10 protein-coding genes, 1 tRNA gene and 1 pseudogene are annotated in these 14977 nt (G+C 67.4%); 7 read left to right on the forward strand and 5 right to left on the reverse strand.

The genetic code is table 11. The features are described 5' to 3' along the window. Nucleotides 1–336: 336 nt before the first annotated feature. Nucleotides 337–412: transfer RNA gene (locus OU994_RS05020), tRNA-Phe, on the reverse strand. A gap of 157 nt (nucleotides 413–569) precedes the next feature. On the opposite strand from OU994_RS05020, the gene OU994_RS05025 reads away from it, so the two are divergent. Continuing rightward, nucleotides 570–1304, forward strand: coding sequence for a YoaK family protein (locus OU994_RS05025; protein WP_281609872.1), 735 nt, complete (start codon nucleotides 570–572; stop codon nucleotides 1302–1304). A 28-nt stretch (nucleotides 1305–1332) separates the two neighbouring features. Here the strand turns inward: OU994_RS05025 and OU994_RS05030 are convergent, their stop codons facing one another. Then, nucleotides 1333–2400 carry a hypothetical protein gene (locus OU994_RS05030; protein WP_281609873.1) on the reverse strand — a complete coding sequence of 356 codons (1068 nt, stop codon included), beginning with the start codon at nucleotides 2398–2400 and terminating at the stop codon, nucleotides 1333–1335. 115 nt (nucleotides 2401–2515) lie between these two features. Here OU994_RS05030 and OU994_RS05035 point away from each other — a divergent pair, with 115 nt between their 5' ends. Continuing rightward, nucleotides 2516–4486 (forward strand): PAS domain-containing sensor histidine kinase, encoded by a 1971-nt coding sequence (locus tag OU994_RS05035; RefSeq protein ID WP_281609874.1) that lies wholly within the window; start codon nucleotides 2516–2518, stop codon nucleotides 4484–4486. Nucleotides 4487–4678: 192 nt separating this feature from the next. On the opposite strand, the gene OU994_RS05040 is transcribed toward OU994_RS05035, so the two are convergent. After that, on the reverse strand, nucleotides 4679–6931 hold the full coding sequence (locus OU994_RS05040; protein ID WP_281609875.1) for a family 1 glycosylhydrolase: 2253 nt from the start codon (nucleotides 6929–6931) through the stop codon (nucleotides 4679–4681). Between the two features lie 179 nt (nucleotides 6932–7110). Between OU994_RS05040 and OU994_RS05045 the strand changes: the two genes are divergently transcribed. Together OU994_RS05045 and OU994_RS05050 are read left to right on the forward strand one after the other, a co-directional pair. Next, entirely contained in the window at nucleotides 7111–8220 is a 1110-nt protein-coding gene (locus tag OU994_RS05045; protein WP_281609876.1) for a mechanosensitive ion channel family protein, read from the forward strand. Beyond that, nucleotides 8217–9500: a hypothetical protein gene (locus OU994_RS05050; RefSeq protein ID WP_281609877.1), complete on the forward strand. Its 1284-nt coding sequence runs from the start codon at nucleotides 8217–8219 to the stop codon at nucleotides 9498–9500. The genes OU994_RS05045 and OU994_RS05050 overlap by 4 nt, the downstream gene beginning before the upstream one ends. Before the next feature lie 320 nt (nucleotides 9501–9820). Here the strand turns inward: OU994_RS05050 and cphA are convergent, their stop codons facing one another. Next, nucleotides 9821–12466 carry a cyanophycin synthetase gene (gene cphA, locus OU994_RS05055; RefSeq protein WP_281609878.1) on the reverse strand — a complete coding sequence of 882 codons (2646 nt, stop codon included), beginning with the start codon at nucleotides 12464–12466 and terminating at the stop codon, nucleotides 9821–9823. Beyond that, nucleotides 12463–13353 carry a cyanophycinase gene (locus OU994_RS05060; RefSeq protein ID WP_281609879.1) on the reverse strand — a complete coding sequence of 297 codons (891 nt, stop codon included), beginning with the start codon at nucleotides 13351–13353 and terminating at the stop codon, nucleotides 12463–12465. Before OU994_RS05060 ends, cphA begins: the two co-directional genes overlap by 4 nt. A 403-nt stretch (nucleotides 13354–13756) precedes the next feature. Between OU994_RS05060 and OU994_RS05065 the strand changes: the two genes are divergently transcribed. From OU994_RS05065 to OU994_RS31710, 3 genes and pseudogenes are all read left to right on the forward strand, one after another. Continuing rightward, nucleotides 13757–13996, forward strand: a complete 240-nt coding sequence (locus OU994_RS05065; RefSeq protein ID WP_131147864.1) for a hypothetical protein — start codon at nucleotides 13757–13759, stop codon at nucleotides 13994–13996. 27 nt (nucleotides 13997–14023) lie between these two features. After that, entirely contained in the window at nucleotides 14024–14410 is a 387-nt protein-coding gene (locus tag OU994_RS05070; RefSeq protein ID WP_281609880.1) for a hypothetical protein, read from the forward strand. Between the two features lie 108 nt (nucleotides 14411–14518). Further along, a pseudogene (locus OU994_RS31710) lies at nucleotides 14519–14920 on the forward strand (cysteine peptidase family C39 domain-containing protein); the annotation flags it as partial. Nucleotides 14921–14977: the final 57 nt, after the last annotated feature.

The following is a 14977-nucleotide window of genomic DNA, read 5'->3' on the forward strand; positions in this document are numbered from 1 at the left end:
TGCGGAGGAGGTGCCGGTTGCGGAGGAGGCGGGGGCTGTGGTGCAACTGACCCATTGCCTCCGCCGTCGCTGCCGCCCCCGCAGGCAGCCAGCACAGATAGTGTCAACGTCGTGACCAGGAAGCTGAAGCGTGATGCGGAGAATTTCATATGGTCCAGACATGTGTAAGAGAGGGCATTTTAATTGTTTCAATGCATTAAGAAACTCTCACATTCTCACGCGTGCCGACATCCCCGTCTCGGCAACGGAATATCGGCTGGCGGCAGGAAGTCAGCGCTGCAAAAACAAAAACGCCAACCTGCGAGGGTCGGCGTTTCGATCGTACTGCTGAATTCTTGGTGGCCCGGGGCGGAATCGAACCACCGACACAAGGATTTTCAATCCTCTGCTCTACCAACTGAGCTACCAGGCCAAGGCGCGCAATTATAGCAGCCCTGTTGCGGCTTTGCCTAGCCCCCCGTGCGGGCGCCGTTTCCGCCCCGTTCGGCCGCGCCTTTCAACCACGCATCTCGACTATTGACCCTCTGCCGGGCGCGGGTGTACTTTGGCCTTTTGCCCGGGGAGCCCGGATGCCCATCAATTATGCCCGCCGCCTGACGGGCCGCCAGCGCGAAGCCGGCGGCAACCGCCAGCTCGGCATGGTGCTCGCGTTCGTGGCCGGCGCCGCCAATGCCGGCGGCTACATCGCCGTGCACCAGTACACGTCGCACATGACGGGCATCGTGTCGGCGATGGCGGACGATGTCGCCGGCGGGGCCCTCGGCCTCGCCGCCGCCGGCCTGGGCGCGCTGGTGTCGTTCGTGGCCGGTGCCGCCTGCTGCGCGCTGATCGTCAACTATGCCCGCCGGCGCGCGCTGCACAGCGTGTATGCGCTGCCGCTGCTGCTCGAAGCGTTGCTGCTGCTGTCGTTCGGCGTGCTGGGTACGTGGCTGGCCTCCATCGAGGTGCTGATCGTGCCCGCCACCGTCACGCTGCTGTGCTTCATGATGGGCTTGCAGAACGCCGTGGTCACCAAGCTGTCGAACGCGGAAATCCGCACCACGCACATCACCGGGGTGATGACCGATATCGGTATCGAACTGGGCAAGGCGCTGTATCCGAACCGCGATGGCGCGGCGGCCCCCGTGGCGGCCAACCGGGTGCGCCTGCGGCTGCTCGCCATGCTGGCGCTGTGCTTCTTCGTCGGCGGGATCGCCGGGGCGGTGGGTTTCACGCGGCTCGGCTATGCCGCCACGGTGCCGCTGGCGATGATGCTGGTGGCGCTGGCGATCGTGCCCGTGGTGGACGACCTGCGCCGGTCTTGACGGGGGGCGGATGGCGACTCGGGGCGGCTCAGGGCGGCGGACGCATGCGGCTCTTCACGACGCGGCCGCCGGCGTCGAACAGCACGAGGTATTCCGGCTTGCCGGCGGAACGGCGGTCGTCCGTGCGCGGGTACAGCCACGCTTCGCGGCCGTCGCGGAAGGCGATCGCCGTGCCTGGCCCCAGCAGCGCGCTTACCTGTTCTCGCGGCTGGCCCGATGCCACGCCGGGGACGGCGAGGGCGCCGGGCGGTGGCGGATCGTCCATGTATTCGAACGACAGCAGCGTATCGTCCGGCCAGGCGCGGTCCCAGATCGGCGCATGGTAGCTGCGCTCGAGCAGTACCTGGCAATCGCAGTACGGCAGGTCCGGCGCCCGCACGTGCCCGCCGGTATACAGGAAGCGCAGCGGTGCCGGCGTGGCGCTGCCATGCGCATGCAGCGTCACCGCGAACACGGGGCGCTCCGTGAAGAACAGGTAGCGGCCGTCCGGGTCGTCGCACACCTTGTCCGGGTTCGCCAGCAGGTCGCCCAGCCACGCGAACAGGTGGGCGTTGTTCGACACCAGTCCCGCTTCCATACCGACCCGGCATTCCAGGCGCAGGTCGCCCAGCCGCCGCATGCCTTCCGGCACGCCCGGGCTGCGCACGTCCGCACGCCAGGTCATGCTGGCCGTGCGGCGGTTCGCCACCAGCGCCGCATCCTCGCGCCAGGCCCGCTCATCGCGTTCCAGGGTAAAGCCGTTGTCCGCGCTCACCGGCACCGGAATGCCCAGCGTATCGCCGACCACCTTCAGCTCGATGCCTTCCATGCGCGTCTCGGGCAGCCGTGGCAGCAGGCGAAAGCGCAGCGTGGCGCCCGGGGCCAGTGCCGGCGCCTCGCGCGCGAAGCGGTCCATGCCGCGAAGCATGCGGCGGTAGGACTTGTCGACCGGATCGCGGGTCGCCTTCACGGCAACGCTGGGTACCGGCTGGCCCGCGGACGGCGCTGCGGGCGGGGAGGAGGGCGGGGAAGGAGGCTGGAACGCGGCCGCACCAGCGGCGCCCGAGAACGACAGCAGCAGCACGATGCGCCGGCTGATGTTGGTCAATTGCAACATGGAAGTCCCTGTCCTTGCGGCCTGTCCTGAACAGCCCGATGCTACGCGCAGGCGTCCGGTGCGCTCGCACGGTTGGCGTTACAATCCCGGGACAATAACGTCAGCGAAAGACACGATGAGCGAAAACTCCGCCAGCAGTTCGTCGCTGCCCGTGCCTGCGCCCGCACCTTCGCCCACAAAGCCGGCGCTGCCCGATTTCCAGCAGCGCTACGAACTGCTGGTGGCCAGCATCAGCGATTACGCGATCTACATGCTGGATTCGGAAGGGTATGTCAGCAGCTGGAACGCCGGCGCCGAGCGTTTCAAAGGCTACAAGGCGCATGAAATCATGGGGCAGCACTTCTCCCGTTTCTATACGGAAGAAGACCGTGCCGTCGGCCTGCCCGAACGGGCGCTGAACGCGGCGCGCCATGAAGGCCGCTTCGAAGGCGAAGGCTGGCGCGTGCGCAACGATGGCACGCGCTTCTGGGCCAGCGTCGTCATCGACCCGATCCGCAATGCCGACGGCGTGCTGGTCGGCTTCGCCAAGATCACGCGCGACATCACCGACCGCCGCGCCGCGCAGGAAGCGCTGCGGCAGAGCGAGCAGCACTTCCGCCTGCTCGTGCAGGGCGTGACGGACTACGCGATCTACATGCTGTCGCCGCAGGGTGAGATCACCAACTGGAACGTGGGCGCCGAGCGCATCAAGGGTTATACCCAGGAAGAGGTGCTGGGCAGCCATTTCAGCCGCTTCTTCACCGACGAGGACCGCGCCGCCGGCGTGCCGCAGCGGGCCCTGGAAACGGCGGCGCGGGAAGGCCGCTTCGAAAGCGAAGGCTGGCGCGTGCGCCGCGACGGCACCCGTTTCTTCGCCCATGCCGTGCTGGATGCGATCCATGACGAGCATGGCACGCTGATCGGTTTCGCCAAGATCACGCGCGACGTGACCGAGCAGCGCGCCACGGCCGAATCGCTGGAGCAGACCCGCAATGCGCTGTTCCAGGCGCAGAAGATGGAAGCGATCGGCCAGCTCACCGGCGGCGTCGCGCACGATTTCAATAACCTGCTGGCCGTGCTGTCGTCCGGGGTCGACATCCTGCATGCCCAGAACCCGGGCGCGATCACGCTGCGGGTGCTGGACAGCATGCGCCGGGCGATCGACCGCGGCGCGCTGCTGACGCAGCAATTGCTGTCGTTCGCGCGCCAGCAGCCGCTCTCCACCGCGCTGCACCAGGCCAATGCGCTGATCGGCAGCTTCGAGCAGGTGCTGCGCCGCGCCAGCGGGCCGCAGGTATCGTTCGTGTTCGACCTGGCACCGCGGCTGGCCTGCATCGAAGTCGACGAAGCACGCTTCGAGGCCACGCTGCTGAACCTCGTCGTCAACGCGCGCGATGCGATGCCGGGCGGTGGCACGCTGGCGCTGGAAACCCGCAACGTGCGCCTGCGCGAGAACGAGGTGGGCACGCTGCCGGCCGGCGAATACGTGCGGGTGACGGTGCGCGACAGCGGCACCGGCATGACGCCGGATGTGGTGCAGCGCGCCTTCGAACCCTTCTTCACCACCAAGCCGGTCGGCAAGGGCACCGGCCTGGGTCTGTCGCAAGTGTACGGATTCATTACCCAGTCCGGCGGCGAAGTCCAGATCCGCACCGAACTGGGCAAGGGCACCACGATCAGCCTGTTCCTGCCGGCCCACGAGAATGCGGGCGGGGAGGAGGCGGAAAAGCAGGGGCATGCCGAGCGCGTGCTGATCGTCGAAGACGACCAGCTGGTGATGGCGGTTGCCTGCGACCTGTTTGAAACGATGGGCTACCAGGTGCAGACCGCGCCGGATGGCGTGAGCGCGCTGCGCATGCTGGAGCAGCACGGCGTGGACGTAGGCGTGGATGTGCTGTTCACCGACCTGATGATGCCGAACGGGATGACCGGGCTGGAGCTGGCGCGCACGGTGCGCGAGCGCTGGCCGCGGGTCAAGATCATCATCGCTTCCGGCTATCCGCAGCAGGCCATGCAGGGCGATCCGGCGGACTTGCACGAGTTCGACTTTGTCGGCAAGCCTTACCGGCTGGCCGACCTGGCGCGGCACTTGCGCGCGCCCGGTTGACGCGAACGAGCCGTCAATAAAAAGCGCCCCCTGCAGGGGGCGCTCTTGCCTGTGCGACACTGGTTTTCCGCTCAGCGAGTCAGCAACATCCTGCGAAAACCCGTGTCCGACACCAAAGAAACCGGTGTCCGACACCAAGCCCCACTGCCACTGACCGCATCGAATGCCGCGAACCTGACGCCCTCGGCTGCATCAGCTGCTGCCGTAGTGCGCGGCCTGGGCGGCGCCCACGTGCGTGTCGCCCTGGCGGCGCACTTCTTCCACCGCCTTCAGGTAGCGTTGCAGCGCGTCGTCCAGCGTGGGCATCAGGTTGCCCCGCTCGCTGCCCAGCGCCGAATAGCGCGGCTGCGGCGCCTGGCCTTCCAGCGCGGTGGCCGGTTGCGCGTCGACCAGCGCTTCGTCCAGGCCCGCCAGCGAGCAGACGCGCCGTGCCAGGTCGGCCCACGATACCGCTTCGCCATTCGACAGGTGCCAGATGCCGGACTCGTTGTCGATCAGCAGGTCCAGGCACGTCTGCACCAGGTCCGGCACGTAGGTCGGCGAGACCACCAGGTCGCTTGCCGCCGTGAAGGTGCGGCCTTCCTGCAAGGCTTGCAGGGCCAGCGTGACGAAGTTGTGCTGGTCCCACGGGCCGAAGAAGGCACTGGTGCGCACCATCAGCACATCGGGGTTGACCGCCAGCACGCGGCGCTCCGCTTCGGCCTTGCTCTGGCCGTACACATTCAGCGGCGCGACCGGATCGCTTTCCACGTAGGCGCTGCCTTTCGAGCCGTCGAACACCAGGTCGCTGGAGAAGCTCAGCAGCCGGATCGCGTGGCGTGCGCAGGCATTGGCCAGCACTACCGGCCCGTGGGCGTTCTCGCGCAGGCAGCGGTCCGCTTCCTGCTCGGCGTCGTGCACCCGCACGTAGCCTCCCGCGTTGATGATCGCCCACGGCCGGTGCTGCCGGATCGCCGCGTCGACCGAAGCCGGATCGGCGATATCCATCTCTTGCCGCGTGAGCACCTTGAAGGCCAGGTTGCGCTCTTCGCAGATGCGCGCGAACGCGCTGCCCAGCGTGCCGGTGGCGCCGCTGATCAGGATCGGCTGCACGGGGCGGTTGGCCAGGTTGCGTTCCGCGGGCAGGGCCGCCACGGTGGCGCTGGTGGCCACGGGCGGGCACAGGAAGCGGCCCGGCCGGCGCCACCAGCCCAGCCCCTGCAGCACCGGCGAGGAGGGCGTGCGCCCGCTCGACAGTTCACGCATCAGCCGCGCCAGCGCGGTGGGGCGCGGCTCGGGCGAGCGCCGGTCGTAGGCGCCATTTTCATAGTAGCCGCGGCATTCCGTGACCAGGCAATTCCAGTCGTAGGAACCGAGCAGCGACCACACGGTGACGGCCCGCAGGTCGGCGCCCTTGCGGCGCACGTCGTGCGCGGCATTCCAGACCTCGTGCAGCCAGCGCAGCTGGTCTTCGCGGTTGGCGTCGATGTGCGCTTCGGTCACCGCCATCGGCAGGCCATAGCGCTCCCAGGTTTCTTCCAGCAGCGGGCCGATGCCCGGCGTGGGCGTGGCCAGCGCGCGGGCCGTTTCGATGTCGGCAAATCCGTGCGGCCCCACGTACTGGGCCGGATAGCGCTCGCCGCGGTGATCGAGCCAGCGCTCGCTGGTGATGTAGTAGTTCAGGCCCATCACGTCCGGCGGGCACGGGTTGTCGCGGAACCACAGTACATCCTCGGCGGGGATGCCGCTCTTCAGGAAGTAGTTCCACAGCTCGTGGTCTTCGTCCACCATGCCGCACAGAAGGTCCCAGGCCAGCCAGCGCCGCTCGTTGTAGAAGTCGGCCCATTCGGCCATCTCGGGCGTGCTGTAGGTCTTGCCCAGGTCGTCCGTCTGCACCAGCTTGGCGTTCGGGTTGACCTCGCGGATCGCCCGCATCGACAGCACCACGCCCTTGCACTGGTTGATCAGCGCCTGCAGGAAGGTGAGGTCGTCGCGGCCGTGCGGATACCACACGCCGTACAGGCCGGCAAAGCGCGCCGTGGTGCAGGGTTCGTTGACGGGGGTGTAGTACTCGACCCAGGGGAAGCGGCGCGCCACGGCGCCGGCGAATTCGGCCAGCTTGGGGCCGAACTCGGGATCGACGAGGCTGGTGTGGCGGGGGCCGCTGCCATGGTGCACGAGACCCACGATGGGGTTGACGCCCAGGTCGCGGAGGGCCGGCAGGCGCTCGTCGGCCCATGTCCAGTCGGCCTGCTCCACCCCGTCGGGGGCGGTGAGTTCCCACAATACCGGATAGCGGATGGCGGTGATGCCCAGTGCCGCGAAGCGGTCCAGGTCGCTGATCCGCTGGCCGTGCCCGTTCTGATCCATCTGGCTGAAATATTGATCGCGCACGCGGTTGACCGTACCTTCCAGTCCGCCCCAAAGCTCGATCGCCCGGGTTTGGATTGCGTCATCTTTTTTCATATAGTCGGTGAGCTAGTCGAACGAGCGACAAAGTATGGCGAAAAAATCAAAACGCTGTCGCCGTATTGCCGGGCGTCATTGAACGAGTAGCGAGGCCAATGCAGACCCGCCGGCAAGGCCTTGTGTGCGCGCTGGCACACGGTGCTTCGGTACACTCTCGCGTGCGAAAGGGAGGGTGAATGCGTTACGTTTTGTTGGGCAATCCGATCCAGGAATGGGCGACCGCGCTGGCCGTGGCGTTTGCCGCCGCGGTGCTGCTGCTGGTGGTGCGGACCTTCCTCATTCATCGGCTGGCCCTGGTGGCCGAGCGCACCGAGACCCGGGTGGATGACTGGTTCCTGCGCATGCTGCGCAATACCTACAGCCTGTCCATCGTGATCCTGGCGCTGTACCTCGGCTCGCTGATGCTGGAATTCTCCAAGAAATACGAAGTATCGCTGTGGCGCGTGGCCGTCACGACGATGCTGCTGCAGGCGGCGGTATGGGCCGATACGGGCGTGCGGGTCTGGCGGCGCCGCTACAGGCAGGCCGCCCTCGGCGGCACAGACAGCGCGGCCGGCGTGGCCTCCACGGCAATCATCGACTTCATCCTGCGCATGGTCGTCTGGGTGGTGTTCATGCTGATGATCCTGGATAACCTGGGCTTCAACATCACCACGCTGGTGGCCAGCCTGGGGATCGGCGGGATCGCGGTGGCGCTGGCCGTGCAGAACATCCTGGGTGACCTGCTGGCCTCGCTGTCGATCGTGCTGGACAAGCCCTTCGTGGTGGGCGACTTCATCATCGTCGGCGAATACCTCGGCACCGTCGAATACATCGGGCTGAAGACGACGCGGCTGCGCGGCCTGGGCGGCGACCAGGTCATCTTCGCCAATGGCGACATGCTGAAGTCGCGCATCGCCAACCAGACCCGCATGTTCTCGCGCCGTGTCGCATTTATGATCCGGGTGCGCTACGGTACGTCGCCGGAACAGCTGGCCGCCGTCCCGGCCATGGTGAAGGAAATCATCGAAAAGCAGGAGGAAACCGCCTCGTTCGAGCGGGCGCACCTGCGCAACCTGGCGCCATGGGCGGCGGAATTCGAGGTGGTGTACTGGATCAAGACGGCCGATTATTTCGTGTTCATGGATACCAACCAGGCCGTGCTGCTCGACGTGCTGCGCGGCCTTGCGGAACGCGGCATCGATATCGCCTTCCCCACCCAGATGAACGTGCGGCCCACGGAAGTTTACAGCGGGCAGGTGCAGCCTCTAAACTGGCCAGTTTCGGACAAAGGGGCGGGTGCATGAAAAAACTGGTGGCGGGCGGACTTGCCATGATGATCGCCGGCGGCGCCCTGGCCGCCTCGGTGCAGGAGGTGGCCGAGCGCTATCGCAAGCTGGTACTGGCGGTGGGCCAGCACGATGCCAGCTATGTCGACGCGTACTACGGCCCGCCGGCGCTGCAGGCGCAGGCCGAAAAGGAAAAGCGCAGCCTGGCCGCGATCCGCAAGGATGCGCAGGCGGCGGCGGGCGACCTGGCGGGCAAGAAGGCCGCCAATCCGGACGAGGCGCTGCGCCTGGCCTTCCTGCGCAAGCAGCTGAAGGCGCTGGGGGCCCGCGTCGAGATGCTGGAAGGGAAGAAGTTCGGCTTCGACGAGGAAACGGCCTTGCTGTACGACGCCGTCACGCCGCACCACGACCGCGCCTACTACGAAGCGCTGCTCAGGCAGATCGATGCGCTGGTGCCGGGCGAAGGGCCGCTGCCGCAGCGCGTGCAAGCCTTCCGCGCCCGTTTCGCGATCCCGAAGGACAAGCTGAAACCCGTGTTCGACGCGGCCATCGCCGCCTGCCGCGAACGTACCGCGCCGCACCTGGCGCTGCCGAAGAACGAGAGCTTCGTGATGGAGTTCGTGACCGGCAAGCCATGGTCCGGCTACAACTGGTACAAGGGCGACGCGCACAGCCTGATCCAGATCAACACCGAGTTCCCGATCTATATCGAGCGCGCCGTGGACCTGGGCTGCCACGAAGGCTATCCCGGCCACCACGCCTATAACGCGCTGCTGGAGCAGCACCTGGTGAAGGAGCGCAACTGGGTGGAGTTCAGCGTCTATCCGCTGTATTCGCCGATGTCGCTGATCGCCGAGGGCAGCGCGAACTACGGCATCGAGATGGCGTTCCCCGATGAAGAACGTCTGGCCTTCGAGCGCGACGTGCTGTACCCGCTCGCCGGCCTGGACCCGGCCCTGGCCGGCCAGTACGCGGCACTGCAAAAGCTGCTGGCGAAGCTGTCCTACGCCGACAACGACAATGCCATGCACTACCTGGCGGGGCACTCCACGCGCGAACAGGCCATCGAATGGCTGGTCAACGTGGCGCTGTATCCGCCGGAAAAGGCCGGCCAGCGCGTGCAGTTCTACGACGCGCTGCGCGGCTACGTGATCAACTACAACCTGGGCAGGGACCTGGTGAAGGCCTGGGTCGAGAAGCAGGTCACCGCCACCGATCCGCAACAGGCGCGGGCGCAGCGGTGGGCCGCGTTCAAGCGGCTGCTGTCGTCGCCGATGCTGGCCAGCGATTTGAAGTAAGACTCGGGCTTGCCGGTGCGTCATCCGGTAGCAGCCGGCAGCCGAAAACCGGTGTCTGGCACACACGCCACTTAATCAAGCAAACCCCAGGTGCAAATTCTGGGGTCAGGAAGGAATGCTGGCAGGCATGCCAGCACCGTTCCGCAGGCGCGAAGCATGCTTCGCGAAACCCCTGCGTCACCCCGGCGGGTCTGACCCCTGCCCTTCGCTGTTGGGGTGAACGCATGCGCTTTCAATGTATCGGGAAACGCTTGCTTTAACGGCATTAATGCTTGACACCGGTGTTTCACGGCTAATTCATCATCAAGCTACGCCAGTCATCATCCCCCGGCGGCGGCGAGGGCGATGCTCTCCGCGCTGGCCGGATCGAAGTCCCGCAGCGCTTCCACCAGCTCGGCCACCGAGGTGCCGGTGGCGAACAGCATCACGTCGCCCGGCTGGCAGCGGGTGAGGGCGAGGCGCAGGGCGGCGCCGGAAGCGAGTTCCAGGTGCACGCGGGTGGAGGCGCGGATCGCGCCGGCGGCCATCAGCGCGGCCCGTTCGCCCGGCCGGCGGCCGCGGTGCTCGACCGGCGCTTCGTAGACGATCACCTCATCGAAGACCTCACCGCAAGTCTCGCCGATCTTCTCGAGATCCTCGTCGCGGCGGTCGCCCGGCGCGGTGATCACGGCCACGGTGCGGTGCTGCCGGGTTTCCTGCGAGCTCATGCCGCGGGCGGTCTGCCCCAGCGCCGCGTAGGCCGCCGGGTTGTGCGCGTAGTCGACCAGCACCTTCACGCCGCGCACGTCATACACATTGGTGCGCAGGGGATTGCGCACGTTGTCGGACACGAACGACGCCAGGCCATCGGCGATCTGCGCGATCTGCAGGCCCGCCGCCAGCATGGCCGCGCCGGCTGCCAGCGCGTTGGCGATGTTGTGGCGCGCGCAGCCATCCAGCGCGGACGGCATCTCCTCCGCCCACAGGATACGGTGGCGCCGCGTGCCGTCCGCCAGGATCAGCGCGCCATCCTGCAGGTAGGCGGCGCGGCCGCCGCTTTCCAGGTGCCGCAGCAGCACGGGATTGTCGGCGTCGCAGCTGAAGTACAGGCGTTCCACCTGCTCGTCCAGGTCGGCGGCCATCGCCACGCAATAAGCATCCTGGGCGTTCAGCACCACGGCGCGCGAAGCGGCCTTCGCCACCACGGCCTTCACGCGCGCCAGGTCTTCCATCGTGTTTACGCCGTCCAGGCCCAGGTGGTCCTGCGACACGTTCAGGACCACGGCGACATCGCAGCGGTCGAACGCCAGGCCGCGCTTGAGGATCCCGCCGCGTGCCGTCTCCAGCACGGCGAAGTCCACGTTCGGGTCGGTCAGCACGCTGCGCGCCGACCAGTAGCCGGCGCAGTCGCCCTTGCGGACGCAGTGCCCGTCGATGAACACGCCCTCGGTCGTGGTGCAGCCGGTGCGCAGGCCGGACTGGCGGATGCTGTGCTCCAGCATCAGGGTGGTGGTGGTCTTGCCGTTGGTGCCGGTCACCGCGATCACGGGGATGCGGCCGTCGCCCTTGCCGAACATGCCGTCGACGATCGCCTCGCCGGCGTTGCGCGGCGTGCCGGCGCTCGGGTACTGGTGCATGCGGATGCCTGGCGCCGCGTTGACTTCGATGATGGCGCCGCCCTGTTCTTCCAGCGGCCGGGCGATGTCGCCGCAGACGATGTCCAGCCCCGCCACGTCGAGGCCGATCTTTTGCACGGCGCGCACGCACAGGGCGCGCGTTTCCGGCGGCAGCAGGTCGGTCACGTCCTCGGCGGTGCCGCCGGTGGACAGGTTGGCGTTGCCGCGCAGCTGCACCGGCGTGCCGGCGGGCGGCACGCTGTCGAACGTGAAGCCCTGTTCGGCCAGCAGCGTTTCGGCATGCCCGTCGAGCGGGATCTTCGTGAGGATATTGGTGTGGCCCTCGCCGCGCGCGGGTTTCAGGTTTTCCCGCTCCACCAGCTGGCGCACGGTCGACTTGCCGTCGCCCGTGACTGCCGGCGGGCGGCGCAGCGCGGCAGCGGCCACGCGGCCATCGGCCACCAGCACGCGGTAGTCATGGCCCGTCACGTAGCGTTCGACGATGATGGTGCGGCCATGCGCGCGTGCACGTTCGAACGCCACGGCCAGTTCGTCCGGGGTGTTGCAGCGGGTGGTCACGCCGCGGCCATGGTTGCCGTCGAGCGGCTTCACGGTGACGGTGCAGCCCAGCCGGCGCGCGGCGCGCTGCGCCTGTTCCAGCGTGCGCACCGTCACGCCTTCCGGCACCGGCACGCCGGCATCCTGCAGCAGGGTCTTGGTCAGCTGCTTGTCGCTGGCGATGCCGACCGCGATATGGCCCGTGTCGGCCGTAATCGTGGCCTGCAGCCGTTTCTGGCGCGCGCCCCAGCCCAGCAGGAACAGGTTGGCGGTGTCCGTCAGGCGCAGCACCGGGATGCCGCGCGCCTTCGCCGCGCCGACGATGGCGCCGGTGCTGGTGCCGATCGCGTGCTCTTCCGCCGTTTCGCGCAGCGCCGCCACCGTCTCGGCCAGCGCGAACCCCTCGCCGCGTGCCAGCGCCTTCACCAGCGCCATGGCGGCGTCGAACGCTTCGGTCACCACCGCCTCCAGTTCATAGGCGCATACCACGCGGTACCGGCCATTGCCGGCGTCGTGCGTGCGGCCCGTGTTGACGGTGGTGCCGGCCAGGCACTGCAGGGCCAGCGTCACGTGTTCCACCACGTGCGCCAGGTTGGTCCCCGATTGCAGCGTCTGCACGAAGCCGGCGTACTTGCCGACCGAGCAGCGATGGTCGTACAGCGATGGCAGCAGTTCCAGCAGCCGGGTGGTGAAACCCGGCAGCACATCGGTACGGGCATCCTTCAGGTCGCCGGTATCGACCACCGTCAACAGGCACGGATGGTGCGAATACAGGTTCCGGCCGCGCAGCAGCCGTTGCTCGATGATGTTCATGTTAACGGGTTCCTCTTGGTGAGATTGGTAATGAAATCCTGGATGGGCGCCGGCGCTTCGCGCGTGATGCGATGCAGCCGCGCCGAGGCCTCCGCGCCGGGCAGCAGGTAGCCGGAGCCGGCCGGCAGCACGTGCAGTTGCACGCCGATCAGTTCGGCCGGTTCGCCGTCGCCGATGTCGGCGGCGTTGGTGATCATGTTGCGGCCATCGACGAGGGTGACGCCGCCGTCGCCGATCACTTCGATGCCCACGCCCCGTTCGACCACCAGCGCGGTGTCTTCGTCGATGCCCAGGCCGTACAGGTAAGGGTTTTGCGCGATCAGGCTGAGCAGGCGGTTGATGCGGTGGCGCTGCGAGAAGTGCTGGTCGATCACGATGTGCTGCACGAAGCCGAGCCCGGCGCCGAGGGTGGCGGCGCCTTTTTCCGGCACGTATTCGGCGGAGCCGGAAGCCAGCATGTGGCCGGCCATCGCCGATGCGCCGGCGCTGGTTCCGGCCAGGCACGCGCAGCGGCGCTTGAGCGCTTCGTGCAGGGCCTGGTCGAGTGCCGTGCCGCCGATGGTCGCCATCAGGCGCTTCTGGTCGCCGCCGGTGATCAGGATGCCGTCGGCGTGGGCGATACGCTGCGCCATGGCGGGATCGTTCGCCTCGGCGCGGCTGGCCGTATGCACCGTGTCGCAATGGCTTGCGCCGAGCCGCGCCAGCGCCTCCTGGTAGGGGCGGGCCATCTTTTCCGGCTCTTCGCTGGCGCTGGTCAGCAGTACGAAGCGCCGCTCCTTGCCGCCGCTCAGTTCGACGAAGCGCGCCAGGATCCGCTCGCGGCAATTGCGCTGCTCGTCGCCGCCGATGATCAGCAGGCAGCCATCCTCTGTGGCTGTGGTCGTCATTTGTAGTGTCCTCAGGTATGCCGGCTGTCTTGCCGCACCGCGGCTGTGCACCGGCTGGCGCGGCGCCCTTCGCAGGTGCGATCCTGCGAGGTATTGGTGCAAGTATCCGGGCTCCGGGGGGCGCCGGAACAGTGGTGTTCAACCCGTCGATTTGTAAGATTCGGACGACGCCGGCGAGACATAAATGTCATATAGTCAATTATTTCTTCAGGCACGGCGTGGCCGGCCAGCACCGGTACAATGACAACTTCAGCCTCGCTGCAAGAATCGATTGATATCGAGGTGCCATTGGCACTAAAATAGTTGCAGGTTGTTCATAAAAGTTACAATTAGATAACATTTGATCTGGGGTAGAATCGTGTCCATCATTGCCGCTCAAAATTTTCGTCAGCACATCAACCGCATGAGTACCCTGCAAGCGGAGGTGGCGCCTTATTTCAGCAGCGGCGTCATCGACTATGCCGGCCTGGCGCAACTGGGCAGCCGCAGCGGCTTCGATTTCACCGCCGAGGAAGCACGGCAGGTTCTCTCCGCCAGCGATGACGAACTGTCGGACTTCGAAATGGAAATGGTGTCCGGTGGCGTGATCCAGCCCAGCAGCGTCAAGGGCGCCGGCAACCAGTCGCGGTCTCCCCGCGGTTGATCCGCGCTGTCCGGCGTGGCGCCGGTCATGGCCGAAAAACGCATCTTCCGCCAGGCGGCGCTCGATCGCCTGGCTTCCCCCGAGCAACTCGATCACCTGGTGCCCGTCGCCGACGCGCCGGGCTGGATCGCGCTGTCCATCGGTGCCTTGCTGGCGATGGCCTTGCTGGCATGGGGCCTGGCCGGATCACTGCCCATCACACTGGCCGCGCGCGGCAGCCTTGCCGCTGACGGCCACGCGGTGCTGCGGGTGCCGGCTGCGGCGGCCGGCACCGTCCGCCCCGGCATGGACGTACTGTTGCGGCCTGCCCCCTGGCACGCGGCGCCGTCATGGCCTCCCGCGGCAAGGTCGCACGCGTCGCCACCGCATCCGGCGGCGCACACGATGCCGCCGATTCCCGGGTTGTCCACGTGACGCTACCGCCATCCGGCCACCCCGCCGGCACCCCCGTCGATGCCGACATCGTGCTGTCGCGCCAGCGCCCGATCGCGCTGCTGGTCCCGGCGTGGAAATGAGGGCGGCATGAACGAACGGCACCCGGGCCGCGTGCGCACCCCCACGATCCTGCAGGTGGAGGCGGTCGAGTGCGGTGCCGCCGCGCTGGCGATGGTGCTGGCCCATCACGGCCGCTGGGTGCCGCTGGAGGCGCTGCGCCAGGACTGCGGCGTGTCGCGCAACGGCAGCAAGGCCAGCAACCTGCTGAAGTGCGCGCGCCGCCATGGCCTCGTTGCAAAGGGCTTCAGCAAGGAAGCCGATGCGCTGGCCGCGTTGCCGGTGCCCTCGATCCTCCACTGGAACTTCAATCACTTTCTCGTGTTCGAAGGCGTGCGCGACGGCGTCGCCTGGCTGAACGATCCGGCCATGGGCGCGCGCAGCGTCACCATGGAAGAACTGGCCGAAAGCTTCACGGGCGTGGTACTGGTCTTTGAAAAGGGCCCGGATTTCGCGCCGGCCGGGCGCGCGCCTTCCCTGCTGCGCGAA

The sequence above is a fragment of the Pseudoduganella sp. SL102 genome, assembly GCF_027856995.1.
Classification (GTDB): Bacteria; Pseudomonadota; Gammaproteobacteria; order Burkholderiales; family Burkholderiaceae_D; genus Rugamonas; species Rugamonas albidiflava.